Raw genomic sequence first — 19,672 nt, forward strand, 5'->3', positions numbered from 1 at the left:
CTCAAGGCTCCTGATCTAGCGGGCTTGCCGCGCCACTCTCACTGCGCATCGCAGCCAGAAAAGTGCGAACGGCCTGTCTCTGTTCGCCGGTAAACCCTTCGAAGGCACGGGCAATCCGGCGCGATTGCGGGTCCGACAGCGCCAGGGCCAGTTCGCGCCCCGCCAGTGTCGGATAGAGCCGACGCTGACGCCGGTCGGCGGGGCCGGTCATCTGCCGAATATAGCCCTCGTCGATCAATTCCTTCAGGACCCGGGCGAGGCTTTGCTTGGTGATGCGCAGCAACCCCAGAAGATCGGCCACCGTCATGCCCGGCTGGCGATTGACGAAATGCACCGCCCGGTGATGGGCGCGGCCATAGCCCAGCTTGGCCAGAATCTCGTCAGGATCGGAAATGAAATCACGATAGGCGAAGAAGAAGGCTTCGATCGTTTCGAAATCGATGCTTTTATCGTCGATATGCGGCATGTCCGGCAGCTGCTTTTTCGCCGTTCTTACCGATGACGTTTTCTGCACGTGTTTCAGTTCCTTGTTCTACCGGTTATAGTGCCGCGGCGGTGCTTCGGCGTGGTCCATGCACTTGAAATTCGGTGCAAAACTATGACGAGTGCGATCAAAACGCTATTAAAAAAGCCGGTTTTCCAAAGATGCCGTCAACAGAAGCCATTCTTGCCTGAGAAATATTTTCAAGGCCATGCAACCAAAGCTCCGCTCAAGGCTTTATGAGGACAATAGATGGGGAACGGGGTGGCGATTGTCGATGGAGACAGTCACGATCCCTTTAGGGCGATGAGGGTGCTTTGGCATTTTCATGCACTGGTAGAACAAGAGGCTGACTGCAATGTCATCAAATCTCGCGTCGGAGACCGCACCGGAATTTTCGTCCGACATTCCTGTCGCGCAGGCCGTTGAAAACACCCTGAAGCCAGTGATGATCCTGGTTTTCACCCTGAAAATCGCTGTGGCAGCTCTTCTTGTCGGCAATGTGATGATGCCGAACCTTCATTCGGCCGAAGCCGAAATGGTTGCCGTACCCTGACCATCCGCCATGGTCTGAGACGTCGCTTGATGCGAGGTTGCTATAGGATTTTCTGCAGGACCGCTGTCCACTTTTCCGCCCGATGATGTATATGGTCTGTAAAGGTCGCCATTGGTTCGCGGCAGGCCGATAGTCAGAGGTTTTAGTATGGGACAGCTTCAGGCGGGGATTATTCCCGTGACGCCATTTCAGCAGAATTGCACGGTATTCTTCGATAGCGAGACAAAGGAAGGTGTGGTGGTCGACCCGGGCGGCGATGTCGAGGAAATCCTGCGCATGGTGCAGGAAAACGGCATCACCCTGAAGGAGATCTGGCTGACCCATGGTCATCTCGACCACGCTGGTGGCGCTGAAGACCTCAAGGATGCGCTCGGCATTCAGATCATCGGCCCGCATCGCGACGACAAGCCGTTGCTGGACGCGCTGGAAGGGCAGAGCGCCCGCTTCAATCTTCCCATCAAGCTGCGCAATGTGACGCCCGACCGCTTTCTGGAAGAGGGCGATGTTGTCGGCTTTTCCGGTCATGAATTTGAGGTGCTGCATTGCCCTGGCCATGCACCGGGCCATGTGGTGTTTTTCAATCGCGTCCAGAATTTTGCGCATCTGGGCGATGTGTTGTTCAACGGTTCCATTGGTCGCACAGATCTGCCGGGCGGCAATCATCAGCAATTGCTGTCTTCGATCCGCGACAAAGTCTTGCCGCTGGGGGATGATGTCGGCTTTATTTGCGGTCATGGCCCCGGCAGCCGGATCGGCGACGAGCGCCGCAGCAATCCGTTTCTGAAAGGCATTTGAAAAGGTTTTTGAATCGCAGAAAAAACCCGGCAAAACTTGCCGGGCCGCTGGGCGAAATAAAATGTATGAACAAGGTCTCAGCCTGCGATTTGCAGATTGACGGCCTTTGGTCCCTTGCCGCGGCGGTCCGGTTCCGTATCGAAGCTTACTTTCTGATTTTCACTCAGACCGTTCAGACCGGAAGCCTGTACGGCGGAGATGTGGACGAAAATATCCGCACCGCCATTGTCCGGCTTGATAAAGCCGAAGCCTTTGTCGTTGTTGAAGAATTTTACAATGCCAGTTTCGGCCATGCGTCAGGTCCTTTTGTCTCTGTCCGGGATCGGCGGACAGCATTGCTCAATCCCGCCCAGGGTCGAGGCAGGGGGTCTAGGCGAGCAAGTTTAAATTGTGAGGAAAGGTCCCTGTTACCGCAGCCACAAGCTGTGAACGACGCCTGTCGTATCCCCTTATGGATGCCCGGAACTTCTGCGTCTCCGGTGCCAGTCGAAATTTAGATCTTTCCGCGCCTTTAAATTGCCCGAACCCACTCAAGAGTGCTTGGTTTGTGGGAAATTGGCAAGCAAAAGTTTTTTTACCAATCTATGATCTGGCATGGTTCAAGCCGGGGCGATTCGTGCCTTTCCGGGCCATATCTGTGCTGTTTTCGCTAAAAATTCCGAAAACTGCATCGTGGACGATGTAATTCATCCTCAATATGCCGGTTGCAGCGGTAAAGTTTTTCAAATTGATAAAATAAGGCGTGACTTAAAATTTATTGTCGTAAAGCGCGCTGTTTGCCCCATTCAGGCACGATTTCCACCGCCAGCATGGCGAGAAACATCAGGGCGCAGCCAAGGTAGCCGATCGGCGCCAGAGATTCATGCAGGATGACAGCGCCAAGCAATGCACCGAACAGTGCCTCTGACGACATGAAAATCGCCGCTTGCGAAGAGGATGTGTAACGCTGGCCGATGATTTGCAGGCTGAAGGCCAGTCCGCTCGACAACAGGCCGCCATACAGGATTTGCGTCATCGAATTTTCGATATCGGCAAGGCTGATCGGCTCCAGGCTAAGGGCGGCGAGCGTGCAGAGAAGCGCGGTGACGGCAAACTGGATGGTGGCAAGGGCGAGGGGCCGCGACAGGGTCTGGATAATCCGGCCCGTCAGCAAAATCTGCACCGCGAAAAACCCGGCGCACAGAATAGTCAGTCCGTCGCCGGTACTGAGTGCCGAAAGGCTGCCGCCGCTGAGCAGCAGGATGCCGAGCAGGGCGGCAAGTGCGGAAGGCCAGATGACCCAATGGGGCCGATGCCGCAGAAACACCACCGCCAGGACCGGCACGATCACCACATAAAGGCCGGTGAGGAAGCTGGCATTGGTCACGGTGGTGGTTTTCAGGCCGAATTGCTGGGCCGTCTGGGCGGCAAACAGCAGGACGCCGATAATGATGAACATCCTCACATCGCCCACCGACAATCTATCGCGGCTACGTCGGCTTTCGAGCACGGCAAAGGGCAGCAGCACGAGTGTCGCAATGCCAAATCGCAGGGCATTGAACCAATGGGCGCCCAGATGATCCATAGCGGTGGACTGCGCCACGAACCCGCCGCCCCAGATGGCGGCAGCCAGAAGAAGAAGGAGATTGGCCTGAATGCGGGTCACTGAACCATCCTGATCCTGCCCTGCGGCTCATCTTAAGGCTGTGCAGGCAATTCGGTGGCTCTATCAGGCGACATCAATGGCCGCAAGAACTGCGATATCTGTTTTGGACCATTCCGGGGTTGTTTTCAGGTGTTTCAAACATACGAAACATGCCTACGGAAACGCTACAGATCCTGATTGTTTTTTGGTGGCGCCCGGTTGAGCCAGACGATCAACAGGCCGAACAGGCTGAGCAGGGCAAGAACGCGGCGGTCGGCCAGCACTGAGAGATAGCCTGGGACATGCACGGAGGAAACGGTGCCAGCGACAGCTCGGTCGACGCCGTTGTTGCGGGCAAGCGTATTGCTCAGCAGATCTTTCTGGGTGATCGGCAGAGCGATACTGCCGGTTTCCATCGTGTCGACCGGTGTTTGATCGGTCATTGTGCTTGCCGCCACTGAGGGGGCCTGTTGCCCACTTGCGGGGGCCGCCGAAACCCATGCGGTCGGCAGTGTGAAAGCGGCCAGCGCAATCCAGGCCGCAAACATGGTTTTCCGGCCAAAATCCCAGGGTTTCGAGGGGTTATTTTCCGTCCTGTTCCGTCTCATCTCGCCGCTTTCTTCTGCCCAACCGCAGGATGATAAAAGCCGGTCGAAATCGTCGGCAAAGGGACGAAATTGCGGCACTGCACTGCAAAAAATAAGGCGATATTGTGGCGTGTTAATATTTGGCCATTCCGGTCGGTTAATGGCGCTTTCCGGCATGCTGGCTGGATGTTTTTGCGCCGTCCTGTCACCGTGACAAGAAAAGCATCGGCACTGGCCGTTTCCGCTTGATCCGGGCAGGCAGAATTGTCATACAGCTGTAACCTGAAGCCTTGGGCAAACCAAGGTTTGCAATCGATCAACAGCTTCAGGATAATTTCATGGCTTTTCTTGCCGACGCCCTTTCCCGTGTTAAGCCTTCCGCCACCATTGCCGTGTCGCAGAAAGCTCGTGAACTGAAAGCGAAAGGCCGTGACGTGATCGGCCTTGGCGCGGGCGAACCGGACTTCGATACGCCCGACAACATCAAGCAGGCCGCCATTGAGGCCATCCATCGCGGCGAGACCAAGTACACGCCGATCTCAGGTATTCCGGAATTGCGCAAGGCGATTTCCGACAAGTACAAGCGCGAGAACAATCTCGACTACAAGCCGGAGCAGACGATTGTCGGCACCGGTGGCAAGCAGATCCTGTTCAACGCCTTCATGGCGACGCTGAACGCTGGCGATGAAGTAATCATTCCGACGCCTTACTGGGTCTCCTATCCGGAAATGGTGGCGCTGTGCGGCGGCACGCCTGTCTTCGTTGCCACCACGCAGGAGAATAACTTCAAGCTGACGGCGGAAGATCTCGAAAAGGCGATCACCCCGAAGACCAAGTGGTTCCTGTTCAACTCGCCGTCCAACCCATCGGGTGCTGCCTATACCGAAGCCGAGCTGAAGGCTCTGACCGACGTGCTGTTGCGCCACGAGCAGGTCTGGGTGCTGACCGACGACATGTATGAGCACCTGACCTATGGTGACTTCAAATTCACCACACCTGCGGAAGTCGAGCCGAAGCTCTATGACCGCACATTGACCATGAACGGCGTTTCCAAGGCCTATGCAATGACCGGCTGGCGGATTGGCTATGCCGCAGGCCCGCTGCCGCTGATCAAGGCGATGGACATGATCCAAGGCCAGCAGACCTCGGGCGCTTGCTCTATCGCTCAGTGGGCGGCTGTGGAAGCGTTGAACGGCACTCAGGACTTCATTCCGGAAAACAAGAAGATCTTCGAAGGCCGCCGCGATCTGGTGGTTTCGATGCTCAACCAGGCCAAGGGCATCGTATGCCCATCGCCGGAAGGGGCTTTCTATGTCTATCCGTCCTGCGCAGGCCTGATGGGCAAGACCGCGCCGTCGGGCAAGGTTTTGGAAAGCGATGAGGATTTCGTCACCGAACTGCTGGAAACAGAAGGCGTAGCCGTGGTGCATGGCAGCGCCTTCGGCCTTGGCCCGAACTTCCGCATTTCCTATGCGACCTCGGAAGCCCTGCTGGAAGAAGCCTGCAAGCGCATCCAGCGCTTCTGCGCGGCCTGCAAGTAAGTTTTCGCTTAGCAGTAAAACTAAAGAGCGGGATGGTAATGCCATCCCGCTCTTTTCTATTTCTCTATAACGTGCGCAGAGGAAGCCGGTCAGGCGTTCTGCATTTGCTTTCCTGCCGGGGCAGGGGCCGGAACTGGCTTGGGTTCCGGAGCCGGAGCAAAATAGATGTCGCGTTCGCGGTAGAGGGCCGGCAGAGCCAGAAGCGACACGCAGAACACGGCGATCATGGTTTTCGACAGTTCCGAGAATGGGCCGACCCGGCCATCGATATAGCGCACCGCAAATACCACCAGCACATGCCAGAGATAGACATGCAGGGAGTGACGGCCCAGCAATTGCAGGAAGCTGAGGCTGAAGACGCTGTTGATGACGCTTGCCGTCTTGCGCACGAAAGCGCTGTCATATTTCGGACCGGCGATCAGCAGCCAGGCAACCAGGCTGGCCATGGCGGCGAAATTCAGCAGATAGACGGGGCCGAAGTCGGCACGCACTTCCATCGTGCCGAATTTTTGCAGCACCACATCCGGCATCAGGCCGTGAGCTGTCATGATTCGCAGTGGCAGGAAGAACAGCAGCACGGCAAGCGCTGTCTTGGGGATCAGCGTCTTTTCGGGGCTGAATACTTTGCTCCACTCGATGTTGCGGGTCGCGGTCAGGCTGCCGGCAATCAGGCCGGAGAAGAACACGATCTGCCAGCCCAGCAGGTTGAAGCTTGCACGAATGCCTTCCTTTTCGGCGGCGCCCAGCCAGGCGTCGAGCGGATAGGTGATCAGGCGGTGCAGGCCAAGCTGTCCTGCCATCCAGACGACCAATGAGCCGATGGCAACACTTGCCCAGCGACCGGTGATGCAGAGCCAGATCAGGACCGGCGCAAACACCATGTAGATGATATATTGTGGCAGGATATCCATATAGGTCGGCTGGAACAGGAATGTGGCAATCGAGGCGAGCCGCAGCGGATCGCCGAGCGATACTTCACCCAACCAGTCATGCCAGATTCCGGCAGCGCCCGGCAGCACGAATCGGGCTAGCAGGACCAGCAGAATAATGCCCATGGCGTAGCGATACAGCTCCAGCGCCCGCGCCCAGATCCGCTCGCGTCCCGCTTCATAGCCGCTTTTTAGCATCTTGCGGCCATAGACCATGCCGACCAGCAGACCGGACATGAAGACGAAGCCCTGCGCATCCTCGACGAATGTCAGGTTGCGGTGATTGACCTCTACCAGCAGATAGCCGCCCGTGAAGATCAGGTGGTTCAACATCATGAAGACGAGGAAATATCCCCGCATTCCGTCTAGGACATCTAATCTTTTCAAGGTCCCGGCTCCCGGTTCGCGTCCTGCCCAGCAGGTCGGTTTTTGCCCTTCATCGTGGTGACAATGCGGCGGACCGGGTAACGACCCGATCACATAACCGCAACGAGTGTTTGCAAGAAAGGTTCCGGCATCAAAATCTTGTGACTGGATTTTGACCGGTGAAACCGGCTCTCAAAGGCCGAGAGCGGACAGCATGATGAAGGTGGCAAACAAGATGAAATGGGTCATGCCCTCGATGGCATTGGTCTCGCCATCGTTGAGGTTGATGGCCGCCGCGACAAGGGTGATCAGCACCATCACCGTCTGCACCGGGGTCATCGCCATGATGAAGGGCTGGCCGGTGTAAAGGGCGATGGCCTCCATGACCGGCACCGTCAGGATGACAGTCGACAGCGAAGCCCCCATGGCGATGTTGACGGTGGCCTGCATACGGTTGCGCAAGGCCGCTCTCAGTGCCGTCATGATTTCTGGGGCAGCCGAGATGGTGGCAACCACAATGGCCATGATGGTCGGCGGCGCGCCGGTATCGCGCAAGCCCTCGGTCATCAGGGCGGACATGAATTCGGCGAGAACGCCGATCAGCACCACGCCAAACAGGATGACGGCGATGGAGGATGCGATGCTTCCGTCTTCCTCGTCATGGGGCAAGGCCTCCTGTGGGGCTTGCAGTGGTTCTGCGGCGCTTTTGGTGGCTTCTACGCCGTTGGAGGGGGCCTTTGCTGTCGTTGCGGCCTTGGGTGCGGCGCGACCGGTATAGCTATAGCTGAAGAAATAGCTGTGCTGTCCGACCTGCATACGCAAGAACAGCCCATAAAGCGCCAGCATGGCAAAGATGGTGAAGGTGGAATAATAGGTCCATTTATCGACGGGAATGAATTCCGGCACGATCATCGATATGCCCATGGCCGTCAGGATCATCACGCCATAGGTCTTGCCGCTATCGTCATTATAGGGCTGTTCGCCGTGTTTGAGCCCGCCCAGCAAGGCGGCAAGGCCCAGAATGCCGTTGATATCCAGCATCACAGCCGAATAGATCGTGTCGCGCACCAGGGTAGGAGAGCTTTCGCCCTGCATCATGATGGCAAGGATCAGCACTTCCACGGCCACGGCTGACAGGGTGAGGATCATGGTGCCATAGGGGTCGCCAACCCGGCGGGCGAGGATTTCCGCGTGATGCGCCACCCGGATCGACGCCACCAATATGCCGCCAATCAACACTGCCGCAGCGATGAGGCTGATGGTTGGCCCGGCCTCAATCAGGGAATGTTCGAGGAAGAACACGGCTATCGCCAATGCGATGGGGATCAGCAGGGACTTTTCCCGGAGCAAAACTGTCACGTCTCTTCATCCTTTAAAACCGCAGGCGCGGCATTATTTGTCATTCAAGCAGGGTAGCGGGGCAAGCAAGAGCCATTCAGGGGCTGAGCATGGATTTCTGTATAGTGATTCGCCATTGCGGTGCGTCCGTTCTCTTTCGCATCTGCAACGTGTTGAGGCAATTTGCAGTTCCGTCCTCAAGATGCGATAGTTACACCAATGGCCATTGAAAATGGCCATTGGTGTTCCTTTTTTGAATATCTCAAGCCTTTGACGCATTTGAGATATTCGAAACGCCTTCAAGGTGAGGATGCGTGAGCATATTCGAGCCTTGGTATCAGATGACAGGGAGCTCAATCATTGCACAGGGAGAAGATGCATCATGGTCAAGGTTACCTATGAAATCGTTCCGCATGATGAAGGCTGGGCCTATCGGCTGAACGGTGCCTATTCCGAACGCTTCGATACGCATGACCAGGCATTGGAAGCGGCGCGGATCGTCATGCAGGAAATCGCCCAGGCCGATGAGCCGGTAAGGATTGTCTATCAGGATGAGAGCGGCAAGTGGCGAGCGGAAATGAGCAATGGCGACGACCGGCCCGAGGTGGAAATCCTTGACCACTACGACCAATCCCGCATTGCCTGAACGGCCTGCACTGGCTGCGAGGATTGCGCAGTCAATGTCATTCGCGCAGATAGGCCAATAATCCCTCGACCACGGCGTCGAACACCGTCCGGCAGCGACGACTGAGTTTCAGATCCTCGTGCATGACCACGAATGTGTCGAGCGCGATATCGAGGGTTCCGGGCAGGACTTCGATGAGATCCGCATGGCGGCGGGCGAGGCCGCGTTGACACATGCCGATCCCCAATCCGGCGCGGATGGCTGCAAATTGTGCGAGGTTGCTGTCGCTGCGGAACTGAAAATGCAGGGCGTCCAGATCCGGACGGGTTCTCAGCAAATCCCTGATATAGGCCAGCTGCCTGTCGAAACCGATGAGGCGATGATCGGCAAGCTGCGCCAGACTTGATGGCGTGCCGTGGCGCTCGAGATAGCGCCGATGGGCATAAAAGCCGATGCCAATCGCCCCGATATGGCGGCTGATCAGGGCGAGCTGGGTTGGCGCCACCATACGCACGGCAATATCCACTTCCCGGTGGAGCAGATCCTCCATCTGGTCGGTGGCCGATAGCTCGATTTCCAGTCCGAGAAACTGCTCCTGTAAGCGGGCGAAAATTGGGGGAAGCACTTCCACGGCGATCATTTCGCTGGCGCTGATCCGCACCGGTCCACGCACGTCAACTGCATCTCCCTGTTCCCCGGCGGCAATGCGCGCCAGCGATGCGCTGGTGGCGGCCATCAGGGCAGCGTGGCCCCGCATGGCAAGGGCGGTTTCCGTCGGCAGCAGGCCGCGCTGGCTGCGCAGGAACAAGGGCGTGCCGAAAGCCTGTTCCAGCATCTCGATATGGCGACCGACTGTCGGCTGGGTCAGGCCGAGCTGACGCGCTGCGCCAGACAGCGAACCCTCCGTGATCACGGCGAGAAGACTGCGATAAAGATCCCAGCTCAATTGGTCTGCGTTCATGCATTTTTGTATAGCATGGATATGGAAATATACAATTTCGAATACCTCAATAATGAGGGATGATCGGCAATCGAAACAGCAGAAGTCTGGAGATTGCTATGACAGAGATCGACGATATCAGTGGTTCTATTCCGCAGCCCGGCCCGATTGCCCTCGTGCTCGGTGCAACGGGAGGGATAGGGGGCGCCGTCGCACGGGCGCTGACCGGTCGGGGATATCATGTGCGGGCTCTTCACCGCGATGCGGCCCGAATGGTGGCGAAGCAGAAACAGGGGCAACCAGTACTGGAATGGGTGCAGGGCGATGCGATGAACCGCGCCGATGTCCTAAAGGCGGCCAAGGGCGCTTCGGTTATCCTGCACGGTGTCAATCCGCCCGGCTATCGCAACTGGGGGAAGCTGGTGTTGCCGATGATCGACAATACCATTGCCGCGGCCCGTGCCAGCGGTGCCTGTATCCTGATGCCGGGGACGATCTATAATTACGGCCCGGATGCCTTCCCGCTGCTCAACGAGGTGAGTCCGCAGCATCCTCAGACTGTCAAGGGTCAAATCCGGGTAGAACTGGAGCGGCGGTTGGAACAGGCAGCAGGCGAGGGGGTGCGGGTCATTCTTGTCCGGGCTGGCGATTTCTTCGGGCCAGACGCGGGAAATAACTGGTTTGCTCAAGGGCTGATTACCCCCGGCAAGCCCGCGACCCGGGTTAACCTGCCGGGCAGGCCAGGCGTCAGCCATAGCTGGGCCTATCTGCCTGATGTCGCAGAAATATTTATCCGGCTACTGGAATGCGCACCGGACCTGCCAGCCTTCGCCCGTTTTCACATGCAGGGCCATGTCGATACGAACGGATATGCCATGGCACAGGCGATCCGGCGGGCAAGTGGCAGCGATTCTGTCCGGTTCAAGCGCTTTCCCTGGTGGATGGTGCCGTTGCTGTCACCCATCCTGCCAGTGTTCAAGGAACTCATGGAAATGCGCTACCTGTGGCGCGAACCTATCGCGCTGGATAACCGTCGTCTCGTTGAGGTGCTTGGGGAGGAGCCAAGGACGGCATTGGATGTGGCGGTTGCCACGACCTTGAAGAGCCTGAAGTGCTTGCAAACCAATGCGGTTCTCCCTGAAGCAAGCCGTTCGATGGCATCTGAAACTGCACTGGATTGATGCAACAAGACCCCGCCAGAGGGTGGCGGGGTCTCTATTAAGGTCTACGATCAGTCGTCGAGCGTCGGATAGTCGATATAGCCCTTTTCTCCGCCACCGTAGAATGTGCTCTGGTCGGCTTCGTTCAATGGTGCATCTTCCTTCAGGCGACGCACCAGATCCGGGTTGGCGATAAAGGGCTTGCCGAAGGCGACCATGTCGACGTTGCCTGACGCAATGGCGTCCATGGCCATCTGCCGGTCATAGCCGTTATTGCCGATCCAGACAGCTTTGCCGCCCGCATTGCTGTAGGCGCCCTTGAATGCATCCCAGTCGAAGGGCTTGTCGCCCTGGCTGAAATCACGCGGGCCGCCGGTTGCCCCCTCGATCACGTGAATATAGGCCAGGTCGAAAGCCGCCAGCTTTTCCACCAGCGTGGTATAGACCGACTGCGGATCAGGATCCGAAACGTCATTGGCGGGCGTCACTGGCGACAGGCGAATGCCGGTACGGCCGCTGCCGATTTCGCGGGTGACGGCCTGGACAACCTCAAGCGTCAGGCGGATGCGGTTTTCAATCGAGCCGCCATAGGCATCGCTGCGCTGATTGCTGCCAAGCCGCATGAACTGTTCCAGCAGATAACCGTTGGCGGCGTGGATTTCGACGCCGTCAAAACCGGCATCGATGGCGGCGCGCGCTGCCTTGCGGTAGTCCTCGATCAGGCCGGGGAGTTCCGAGAGTTCCAGAGCGCGGGGCTCGGAGGTGTCGACAAACGCGCCTGTGCCATCCGGGTTGATTATGTAGGTCTTGCCCTTGGCGGTGATCGCTGAAGGTGCAACCGGTTTACTGCCATTCGGCTGAAGCGACGTATGGGAAATGCGCCCGACATGCCAAAGCTGGGTGACGATCTTGCCGCCCGCCTCATGCACTGCCTTGGTGACGGCCTTCCAGCCTTCAAGGGCTTCCGGCGTATAGAGGCCCGGAACATCGGCATAGCCCTGGCCCTGATGAGAAATAGCCGTGGCTTCGGTGATCAGCAGGCCGGCGGTGGCACGCTGCTGGTAATAGGTGGCCGTGATTGGCTTTGGAACGGCGTTGGGGGAGCGGTTGCGCGTCAACGGTGCCATGGCGATGCGGTTTGCAACAGCGATATCGCCGACTTGCAAGGGGTCAAAAAGAGTGGCCATTGAAATGTCCTTCTGAGGGTAATGAGTAGGGTGTGACGGGGGAGGTCAGAGTTCCAAGGACAGCCGGGATAGAAAAGCAGCAATGGCTGCCTCGTCCCGCTTGTAGAAAATCCATTGTCCGACCTTGTGAGAGGTGATCAGTCCGGCCTTGTTCAGGCTCGCGAGATGGGCCGATACGGTGGATTGCGACAGGCCGCAGCGCTCGAACTGCCCCGCGCAAATGCCCATTTCCAGCGGATGAGCCTGGTCGCTGAAATGCTTTTCCGGTTCGCGCAGCCATTGAAGGATCTCACGCCGAACGGGATGCGACAGCGCTTTCAGCGCGTCATCGATGTCCGGCTTGCTAAGGTCTTCTGGCTTGTTGAAATTCGTATCGTCCATGAACGATATATGGATCGTAAAAATCCGATATCAAGAGAGACGACGATGATTTTGGAGCGGGCGAAAAAAAAGCACCCGCGAACGGATGCTTCAAGTGTGAAGGTCGTCAAACCTCCAGAGGGGAACAGCTGGGGAGAGACGATCAAAGATAGTCTCGATGCAGCTATAGGTATATATAGGATGGGGGCCTTGGCTTTCAAGGTGGCGCTGAAAAGTTTGTGTGCCATATGAGTGGATTGGTAGTCGGGAATTCTGCCACACATTGCCCATTAGCGGCTTGATCTGTAATCGACGTCCACGGTGCCCAAAGGACGTAGTTCGCCCGAGTCGGATTAAATGCGAACCTGATCGACAGCATCGCTTCCATCTGCTTCCCAAGCAGTCACCATGGCAAGTACGTCGTCCAACGGCTCATCAAGGTGTGACGTGGTACACAGAAAACGATCGGGCCGAGAGCCGTCTCCAATCACTAACCAATCTATTTTTTCTTCTAGAACATCGGAGCCGGGTCCGAATATCGCTAGCAACGAGACGCCATCGGCAAGACATCTTTCCACGAAGGCTCCGAGAAGAGCCTCGTCCGATACCGGCGAATGTAAGATGAGCTTCTTGGTGAGATGCATGGGCTAATGCTAAACCGACGCTGTCATTAGCGCAATTCACTCATCGTGCTTTGTTGTCCAATTCAAATGCAGACAACGTGGGAACTGCACATCCCGGCTATTGGCAAATGTGCAGAAAAAGCGTCGCGCTTCCTCTGCCAGATGGCAAAAAAAAGGGGCCACCGGATTACTCCAGGGCCCTTAAAGTGTGAAGGTTAAAAACCTCCAGAGGGGAACAGCTGGTGCGGTGGGAACTGGGAGGAAGCCACCGTGTGCATCAGCTATGAGCGATATGGTGGTTTTTTGTGCAGTGAACAATGCTTTTTTGTGCATAGGAGGCATGCAAATGTCGCATGTCTGCTATTTGCGTCGCAATTGAAAAACGATTTGACGATGATTCGCGACCTTGTCGCTACTGCATTGCAAGGCCTATGCATAGATGCGCATAAGACGATCTGACGGATTCAGAAATTCCAGTTGCGCGCCTTGCTGACGATGAAGTCGCGGAAAACTTTCAGCTTGGCTGCATTTTTCATCTCGTCCGGATAGCAGAAATAGGTATCGAAGGACGGAACTTCGGCGTTGATCGGCAACTGAATCAGTCCCGGATCGCGTCCGACAATGTAATCGGGCATGCAGGCGACCCCTATACCCAGCAGGCAGGCGCGCTTGATCGAGGTTTGGCTGTTGATTTGCAGATGGGGAATGCGGCGATTGTCGGAGGAGCGTCCGGCCACTTCCAGCCAGTTAACGTCAAGCAGATAGTTGGGTGCGGGTTCGCCAAAGCTGATGATCCGATGGTTGTCGAGATCCTCAATGGTCTGCGGCTCCCCATAACGATTGATATAGGAGGGGGCGGCATAGACATGCATATGCACGGTAAACAGTTTGCGCTGGATCAGGTCCGATTGCTGCGGCTGGCGCAACCGGATGGCGCAATCGGCGTGGCGCATATTGACGTCCAGTTCCTCGTTGTCGAGGATCAACTGGATCGACATGTCAGGGTAAAGTTGCAGGAATTCCTGCACCTTGTCGGTGAGCCAGCCCTGGCCAAGCCCGACCGTGGTGGTGACGCGCAGCTTGCCACTCGGCTTCTCGGTGGTTTCGGTTAGCTGCATTTTCACTGTTTCCAGCTTCAGCAGCACGTCATGGGCGGTGCGGTAGAGCAATTCGCCCTGTTCGGTCAGAATGAGGCCCCGGGCGTGGCGGTGAAACAGCTTCACCCCCACATCCTGCTCCAGCGCGCTCACCTGCCGGCTGATTGCCGATTGCGAGAGATGCAGCTTATCTGCCGCATGGGTAAAGGACCCAGCTTCGGCTGCGGCATGGAAAATCCGCAGTTTGTCCCAATCCAGCGGTATATTGCTGCTGCCTCGCATCATGCCCTCACTCCGCGGCCTGAGCCGGGATAATCTCCGCGGCAAGATAACGTTCTGCCTCGAGGGCGGCCATGCACCCCATGCCGGCAGCAGTAATAGCTTGGCGGTAGATATCATCAGTCACGTCGCCAGCGGCAAAAATGCCGGGCACGTCGGTCGCGGTCGAATCCGGAGCGGTCCACAGATAGCCGTTTGGCTTCAGCTTCAGCTTGCCGGTGAACAGTTCCACCGCCGGCGCATGGCCGATGGCGACAAAAACGCCGTCGATGGGGGTATCGGTCACGATGCCGCTGTCGAGGTTCTTCAGCCGCACGCCGGTGACCGATGGCGGCATCGGCGGCTTGGCCGGGATTCCGGTGACTTCATCAATAACGGTGTTCCAGAGGACCTTGACATTATCCTTGGCAAACAGCCGCTCCTGCAAAATCTTCTCGGAGCGGAAACTGTCGCGGCGATGCACGACGGTCACGGTCTTGGCGATATGCGACAGGTAGAGCGATTCCTCGACCGCCGAATTGCCGCCGCCGACCACGATTACGTCCTTGTTGCGATAGAAAAAACCATCGCAGGTGGCGCAGGCCGAAACCCCGAAACCTTGGAAATGCTGTTCGCTTTCGATACCCAGCCATTTCGCCTTGGCGCCGGTGCAGATGATCAGCGTATCAGCGGTCCAGACGGTGCCGGAATCGGTCTTGACAGTGAAGGGGCGGCGGGTGGTTTCCACCTCGGTCACCAGGTCGTTGACGATTTCCGTGCCGACATGGGTGGCCTGTTTCAGCATTTCGCCCATCAGCCAGGGCCCCTGGATCGGATCGGCAAAGCCGGGATAGTTTTCCACATCGGTGGTGATCATTAGCTGGCCACCCTGTTCCATGCCGGCGATCAACACCGGTTTCAGCATGGCGCGGGCTGCATAAATGGCGGCGGTATAACCGGCGGGACCAGAGCCGATGATCAGCACTTTGGTATGGCGGGCGGACATGGTCTTTCCTTTCCGTGGCGAGGGACGTGTGGTGTGCGGCATATAGGATGCCTGCCCCGCCTTTTCTTCATTTCATTTATGAAGGCTCCATGCATTTATTCAAGGGCAGCTCTGCGTTTATAACAGGGCAATTCCATCCACCGTAATTTTACTGCGGGAAACGGACATTTTCTTGCGCTGAAACCGGGTCGGGGCCATAACCGGGGACGACGACGAAGAAAAGGGTGACCGCGTGTTTCGCGCCGAACTGGATGCCATCGACATCAAAATTCTAAGAGAGTTGCAACGCGACGGTCGGATGACCAATGTCGAGCTTTCGGAGCGCGTCGGTATTTCCGCACCGCCCTGCCTTCGCCGGGTGCGCAAACTCGAAGAAGCGGGTATTATTCAAGGCTATCATGCGGCGTTGAGCGGCCCCAAACTGGGCTTCGATCTGGTCGCCTTCTGCATGGTCGGACTGAAACACCAGTCGGAAGCCAATCTGAAGAGCTTTGCCGCCGCCACTGAACAATGGCCGCTGGTGCGCCAGGCCTGGATGGTCAACGGCGAAAGCGATTTCCTGCTGCATTGCGTTGCCGATAATCTCACCAGTTTCCAGGATTTCGTCATTGAGACGCTGACGGCCAATAGCCATGTCGATACGGTGAAAACCCTGTTGACGATCCGGCAGATCAAGCGGCTGGACTCGATTCCTCTCTGACCCCTACGTTGTTGAGCAGGATATTGACCCTGTCGATCAGGGCTTCGACCGAATAAAGCGCCATCACCTCGGGCGAGACCGGCTGAAACGGCGCTTTAAAGAACTCTTCTATACCGTCGAGATTTGCATTGCCGTCCAGCAGGAAGACGTTAGCCGGATGATAAAAATCTGCGACGCGCACTGAGCCATTATTGGTCAGAAGCTTGCGACCATAGAGGGTGGCTTCGAGCGGGCGTAGCGTCAGGCCCTGTTGGCCGTCCTGGACGATGTCGATGATACAACGGGCCGCCAGGTTTTCGGCCAGATAGGCCGGGTAAGGGCTGTTGCCGGTGTGCTTGGCGAGGCGGTCGGCCAGGGTCTTGCGGGCCTTCTTCAGTTCCGTAAACCGGATGGAAGTGGTGAAGCCCCGGCGCCGCAAATCGCTGCTCAGCGCCTCGATCAGCGATTTGCGCCCCTTATCCTTGCCGAGAAAGGCAAAATCCACGACTGCTTGCACCGATTTGACGCTGTCGACGGCGGCGATATATTGCCGGTAAGGTTCAAATCCATAGCGCTGGCAGTCGGCCTCGTCGAAGGACAGCACTGGATAGCCGGCGGCGTGCAGGTCTTGCAGCAGCGGTCCCATGCCGTTCTTGGTGGCGATTGGATTGCGCACCACGACGGCGATTCTGGCGCGGGGGCGGGCCTTGTGCAGATATTCGACGATTTCCTCGCGCTCGTTGACGAGAAAAAGTGCATCCGGCTGGCTGGCGATCTGCTGAGCGATGATCCGGTTATAGAGATATTTTCGGCCGAAGCGCGGCATGATCTTGAAGATAGGCCGGTGACGGGCGGCATCTTTCACGTTCAGGACATGAACATCGAATCGGCTTGGATCAGCCTTTGTCCAGAAATAGTCTTCGTAATCGGCCCAGAAACCAATGCAGGCAACTTGCTGGCGCTGCTGCGCCACGGGGGTAGACGTCACGTTGGGCTCCTGCGCAAGCGACGTCTCCTCACTGCGGACGCCATGATTTTCACCAGAAACAGATTTCACTGTATAGTTCGTTAAATCTGAGCCGATTAAGGTGAAAATTCGGCGGCTGGGCAAGACAGTCCAGCCTTATTTTGCGTCCCTGCGTGGCCGCAAAACCATGGGTATGCTCAGTGTTTTCGAATTCACGCGGCATCGTCTTTCGACCCGGATGGATGAAGGCCGATGCCGCATCGGTTCTACCCGTCAGGCAGAAAACTTATAGTTGAACAACTCGATTTCTTCCTGGAAATGCGTCTGGACGAAGGTTTTGGTTTCCTCATCGTAATAGCGGGTATAATCGCCGCGTTTCGACTGGTTTTTCTTCGGAACAGGATTGCTCAGCCGCAGTCTTTCCAGCAGGGTCGGCTTCATACCGATTTTCTTGCGGATCTTGCGGAAGTCAGAATCGATATTTTCCATCGTGCCGATATAATCGCAGCCAGATAGCCAGAACATTTGCGAGCGGCGCTGAAGCGGCGGCAGGATCTCCTCTGGCCAATGTTCGTCATGTCTCGAATAATAGGAGTCTTCGAGCAGCCAAGACTTGAAGCCGATGTCGCGGATATGCTGTTGGTAGACCGGGCACTCATAGCTCTGCAACCGCTTCTGGCAAAGAAACGAATAGAGCGACACCATCCGGTCCCAAGGATTGCGCACGAAGCCGAATGAGTAGCGCCCATCGATGCCGAATTGGGAAAGCTTCCTGTGCGGAACATGGGTCGGCACACCATTCGTTTCGCCACCCAGTACCCTGGTAATGGATCTGCCAGCGGATTTCGGAACATGTACGAAGACAAAATTGGGCGCAACGACCGTCATGGTCTCTCCTGTGAGTGAATGCCGCGTCCAAAGCGCTGGACGTCGGTAGGGCGCAGGTGCCCGTTTCAATGTTTCCCGCAGAGAACTTAAGCCCCGATGCCTGCTTCCGGCCTCGTGACTCCACAGCTCTGCGTGGACATTCGGATCAAGTTCATCCTGATCCGTCGCGGATATCATCTTTATTTGCGCCAGTAGCGGCGCATTTGGGATAAACCCATGTTATTGTAGTAACCAATAAGTTACTGATTCGCGCCAGTGCTTTTTTAAAAAATCCCCGGGCGTTTTCAAAAAAATCATGCAGCAGCAGGGCCATTGGGCCTATGGGCGAGGGATAAGCGGCACCCGGGAGGTTGTTGCCTTGGAAATCTGGGGACAACGATGATAGCGCTATCAACATCAGCGGGAACGGCTTGGCCTTGCGACAACAGCATGAATATATTCGCCGAGACGAATGTTCGTGCTGTTCAGCCTGAAAATCGTCTTTTGACCACCAAGGGGACCGAAATGCAAAAAGCGGATGCGATCAGCGTCAATGTGTTTCGGGCAACGAAACCGGATTTTCCCTTCCAGGCCTTCCTGGAGAACCCGTCTGGACAGTTTCGCTTTTCGATGGTGGATGATGCGCATTACAAGCCATGCGACGTTGCTGTGTTCTTCGGGTCCTTCGGCCTGACGTCAACGTCGGTCCATGCCTTCCGAACGGCGATTGCTGCCCAACACAAGGGGCCGTTGCTGACGGTCGAAACGGGCTTCTGGGGGCGCGAAACCATCAAACGGTCGTTTAACTGGTATCACAATCTTCTGGGGCATCGGCGCGCTTTCTACAAATTCAGACATAGTTTCTACCGGATTGCGCTCGATGGATCGCTGCCGGGCGACGCCGATTTTTGCAATACCAACAGCCCGCCCGACCGTTGGGAAAAACAGAGTGCGGCGCTGAATATCCGCTTGAAACCCTATCGCAGCGCTGGCGAACATGTGGTGATCATCGGGCAGATCCCCGGCGACGCCGCCATGCGGGGCATGGACGTCTGCCAGTGGCTGGGGGCAACGGCGCGCAGCGTACGCCGGCTCACCGACCGTCCGATCGTCGTGCGGCCGCATCCCGGCATGAAAAATGAGGATTTCGCAACACTTCAGGTCGAACTTGCGACTGTTCCCAACCTGCGGATCTCTGATCTTGGCTCACTTTCCACTGTCGACGAATTGGAGCGGGCGCATTGCACCATCTGCTACTCCTCGTCGTTTTCACTGGACTCGCTGCTGGCCGGCGTGCCGGTCATCACCTTGTCGCGCTTCAACATTGCCGCGCCGATCTGCTCCAGACGGATCGAGGATGTGGCCGAGCCGCCTTTGCCTGAGCGTGAGCAATTGTTTTACAATATCGCCTATGCCCATTGGACGCCGGAGGAGATCCGCAGCGGCGAAGTCTGGGCGAGATTCGCTCCCATCCTTGCCAGGCGCTGTATTGGGGGCAGCCGTCCGTCCCGCAGTCACGCTGCCAATTCTCTGCTGTCGGGATTCCAGTTGCAGGGGCTGTGACCGTCTTCATTTTATGTCGCCGCTTTATGGGCTGGATCGGTTCCCTTCAAATCGGATAGAGGTAGGGGAGTTGAAGCAGGACGCTGTGATGTCGTGAGGATTTCGCAGCTATTCCGTGACAGG

At 56.9% G+C, this 19,672-nt stretch carries 23 protein-coding genes; 8 read left to right on the top strand and 15 right to left on the bottom strand.

The genetic code is table 11. The annotated features are described in order from the left end of the window. Position 1 precedes the first annotated feature (1 nt). Positions 2 to 466, bottom strand: coding sequence for a MarR family winged helix-turn-helix transcriptional regulator (locus ASB66_RS22815; protein ID WP_081089177.1), 465 nt, complete (start codon positions 464 to 466; stop codon positions 2 to 4). 373 nt (positions 467 to 839) lie between these two features. Between ASB66_RS22815 and ASB66_RS22820 the strand changes: the two genes are divergently transcribed. Both ASB66_RS22820 and ASB66_RS22825 read left to right on the top strand, forming a co-directional pair. Beyond that, positions 840 to 1,037 carry a hypothetical protein gene (locus tag ASB66_RS22820; RefSeq protein WP_060719824.1) on the top strand — a complete coding sequence of 66 codons (198 nt, stop codon included), beginning with the start codon at positions 840 to 842 and terminating at the stop codon, positions 1,035 to 1,037. 147 nt (positions 1,038 to 1,184) lie between these two features. Further along, complete coding sequence (locus tag ASB66_RS22825; RefSeq protein ID WP_060719823.1) at positions 1,185 to 1,832, top strand: MBL fold metallo-hydrolase; 648 nt, start codon at positions 1,185 to 1,187, stop codon at positions 1,830 to 1,832. Between the two features lie 77 nt (positions 1,833 to 1,909). Here ASB66_RS22825 and ASB66_RS22830 read toward each other — a convergent pair whose 3' ends face one another. From ASB66_RS22830 to ASB66_RS26125, 3 genes are all read right to left on the bottom strand, one after another. Further along, entirely contained in the window at positions 1,910 to 2,125 is a 216-nt protein-coding gene (locus tag ASB66_RS22830; RefSeq protein ID WP_015916682.1) for a cold-shock protein, read from the bottom strand. A 461-nt stretch (positions 2,126 to 2,586) separates the two neighbouring features. Further along, complete coding sequence (locus ASB66_RS22835; RefSeq protein WP_060719822.1) at positions 2,587 to 3,477, bottom strand: DMT family transporter; 891 nt, start codon at positions 3,475 to 3,477, stop codon at positions 2,587 to 2,589. Positions 3,478 to 3,641: 164 nt separating this feature from the next. Continuing rightward, positions 3,642 to 3,899 carry a hypothetical protein gene (locus tag ASB66_RS26125; RefSeq protein WP_147274071.1) on the bottom strand — a complete coding sequence of 86 codons (258 nt, stop codon included), beginning with the start codon at positions 3,897 to 3,899 and terminating at the stop codon, positions 3,642 to 3,644. Positions 3,900 to 4,381: 482 nt separating this feature from the next. On the opposite strand from ASB66_RS26125, the gene ASB66_RS22845 reads away from it, so the two are divergent. Further along, complete coding sequence (locus tag ASB66_RS22845) at positions 4,382 to 5,584, top strand: pyridoxal phosphate-dependent aminotransferase (protein ID WP_060719949.1); 1,203 nt, start codon at positions 4,382 to 4,384, stop codon at positions 5,582 to 5,584. An 89-nt stretch (positions 5,585 to 5,673) separates the two neighbouring features. On the opposite strand, the gene ASB66_RS22850 is transcribed toward ASB66_RS22845, so the two are convergent. Together ASB66_RS22850 and ASB66_RS22855 are read right to left on the bottom strand one after the other, a co-directional pair. Further along, on the bottom strand, positions 5,674 to 6,900 hold the full coding sequence (locus ASB66_RS22850; RefSeq protein WP_060719820.1) for an OpgC family protein: 1,227 nt from the start codon (positions 6,898 to 6,900) through the stop codon (positions 5,674 to 5,676). 171 nt (positions 6,901 to 7,071) lie between these two features. Beyond that, entirely contained in the window at positions 7,072 to 8,229 is a 1,158-nt protein-coding gene (locus ASB66_RS22855) for a calcium:cation antiporter (protein WP_156545102.1), read from the bottom strand. 370 nt (positions 8,230 to 8,599) lie between these two features. Between ASB66_RS22855 and ASB66_RS22860 the strand changes: the two genes are divergently transcribed. After that, positions 8,600 to 8,863: a DUF2188 domain-containing protein gene (locus tag ASB66_RS22860; RefSeq protein ID WP_060719818.1), complete on the top strand. Its 264-nt coding sequence runs from the start codon at positions 8,600 to 8,602 to the stop codon at positions 8,861 to 8,863. Positions 8,864 to 8,900: 37 nt separating this feature from the next. Here the strand turns inward: ASB66_RS22860 and ASB66_RS22865 are convergent, their stop codons facing one another. Then, complete coding sequence (locus ASB66_RS22865; RefSeq protein ID WP_060719817.1) at positions 8,901 to 9,803, bottom strand: LysR family transcriptional regulator; 903 nt, start codon at positions 9,801 to 9,803, stop codon at positions 8,901 to 8,903. A 98-nt stretch (positions 9,804 to 9,901) separates the two neighbouring features. Here ASB66_RS22865 and ASB66_RS22870 point away from each other — a divergent pair, with 98 nt between their 5' ends. Then, a complete protein-coding gene (locus ASB66_RS22870; protein ID WP_114386956.1) occupies positions 9,902 to 10,963 on the top strand; it encodes an SDR family NAD(P)-dependent oxidoreductase in 1,062 nt (353 codons plus the stop codon). 50 nt (positions 10,964 to 11,013) lie between these two features. Here ASB66_RS22870 and ASB66_RS22875 read toward each other — a convergent pair whose 3' ends face one another. Together ASB66_RS22875 and ASB66_RS22880 are read right to left on the bottom strand one after the other, a co-directional pair. Continuing rightward, positions 11,014 to 12,129, bottom strand: coding sequence for an alkene reductase (locus tag ASB66_RS22875; protein WP_060719816.1), 1,116 nt, complete (start codon positions 12,127 to 12,129; stop codon positions 11,014 to 11,016). 45 nt (positions 12,130 to 12,174) lie between these two features. Beyond that, entirely contained in the window at positions 12,175 to 12,510 is a 336-nt protein-coding gene (locus ASB66_RS22880) for an ArsR/SmtB family transcription factor (RefSeq protein WP_060719815.1), read from the bottom strand. A 9-nt stretch (positions 12,511 to 12,519) separates the two neighbouring features. Here ASB66_RS22880 and ASB66_RS26585 point away from each other — a divergent pair, with 9 nt between their 5' ends. Next, positions 12,520 to 12,741, top strand: a complete 222-nt coding sequence (locus tag ASB66_RS26585) for a hypothetical protein (protein WP_147274073.1) — start codon at positions 12,520 to 12,522, stop codon at positions 12,739 to 12,741. A 101-nt stretch (positions 12,742 to 12,842) separates the two neighbouring features. Here ASB66_RS26585 and ASB66_RS22890 read toward each other — a convergent pair whose 3' ends face one another. The 3 genes from ASB66_RS22890 to trxB form a co-directional block, all read right to left on the bottom strand. Continuing rightward, positions 12,843 to 13,133, bottom strand: a complete 291-nt coding sequence (locus tag ASB66_RS22890; RefSeq protein WP_060719813.1) for a hypothetical protein — start codon at positions 13,131 to 13,133, stop codon at positions 12,843 to 12,845. 443 nt (positions 13,134 to 13,576) lie between these two features. After that, positions 13,577 to 14,473 (bottom strand): LysR family transcriptional regulator VtlR, encoded by an 897-nt coding sequence (locus ASB66_RS22895; RefSeq protein WP_041698126.1) that lies wholly within the window; start codon positions 14,471 to 14,473, stop codon positions 13,577 to 13,579. Positions 14,474 to 14,498: 25 nt separating this feature from the next. Further along, entirely contained in the window at positions 14,499 to 15,473 is a 975-nt protein-coding gene (gene trxB / locus ASB66_RS22900; protein ID WP_060719812.1) for a thioredoxin-disulfide reductase, read from the bottom strand. A 232-nt stretch (positions 15,474 to 15,705) separates the two neighbouring features. Here trxB and ASB66_RS22905 point away from each other — a divergent pair, with 232 nt between their 5' ends. Beyond that, positions 15,706 to 16,173 (top strand): Lrp/AsnC family transcriptional regulator, encoded by a 468-nt coding sequence (locus ASB66_RS22905; RefSeq protein WP_060719811.1) that lies wholly within the window; start codon positions 15,706 to 15,708, stop codon positions 16,171 to 16,173. Here the strand turns inward: ASB66_RS22905 and ASB66_RS22910 are convergent. The 3 genes from ASB66_RS22910 to ASB66_RS26345 form a co-directional block, all read right to left on the bottom strand. Continuing rightward, positions 16,145 to 17,140, bottom strand: coding sequence for a WaaS/CpsH family glycosyltransferase (locus ASB66_RS22910; RefSeq protein WP_141748637.1), 996 nt, complete (start codon positions 17,138 to 17,140; stop codon positions 16,145 to 16,147). The two genes, ASB66_RS22905 and ASB66_RS22910, sit on opposite strands and share 29 nt — an antisense overlap. Positions 17,141 to 17,392: 252 nt before the next feature. Then, positions 17,393 to 18,007 (bottom strand): sulfotransferase family 2 domain-containing protein, encoded by a 615-nt coding sequence (locus tag ASB66_RS22915; RefSeq protein ID WP_060719809.1) that lies wholly within the window; start codon positions 18,005 to 18,007, stop codon positions 17,393 to 17,395. A gap of 151 nt (positions 18,008 to 18,158) precedes the next feature. After that, on the bottom strand, positions 18,159 to 18,320 hold the full coding sequence (locus ASB66_RS26345; protein ID WP_156545097.1) for a hypothetical protein: 162 nt from the start codon (positions 18,318 to 18,320) through the stop codon (positions 18,159 to 18,161). A 191-nt stretch (positions 18,321 to 18,511) separates the two neighbouring features. On the opposite strand from ASB66_RS26345, the gene ASB66_RS22920 reads away from it, so the two are divergent. Beyond that, the gene (locus ASB66_RS22920) at positions 18,512 to 19,549 is read left to right on the top strand and encodes a hypothetical protein (RefSeq protein ID WP_147274074.1); all 1,038 of its coding nucleotides are present in this window, start codon (positions 18,512 to 18,514) and stop codon (positions 19,547 to 19,549) included. Positions 19,550 to 19,672 lie beyond the last annotated feature (123 nt).

It is taken from the genome of Gillisella vitis (genome assembly GCF_001541345.2).
Classification (GTDB): Bacteria; Pseudomonadota; Alphaproteobacteria; order Rhizobiales; family Rhizobiaceae; genus Allorhizobium; species Allorhizobium vitis.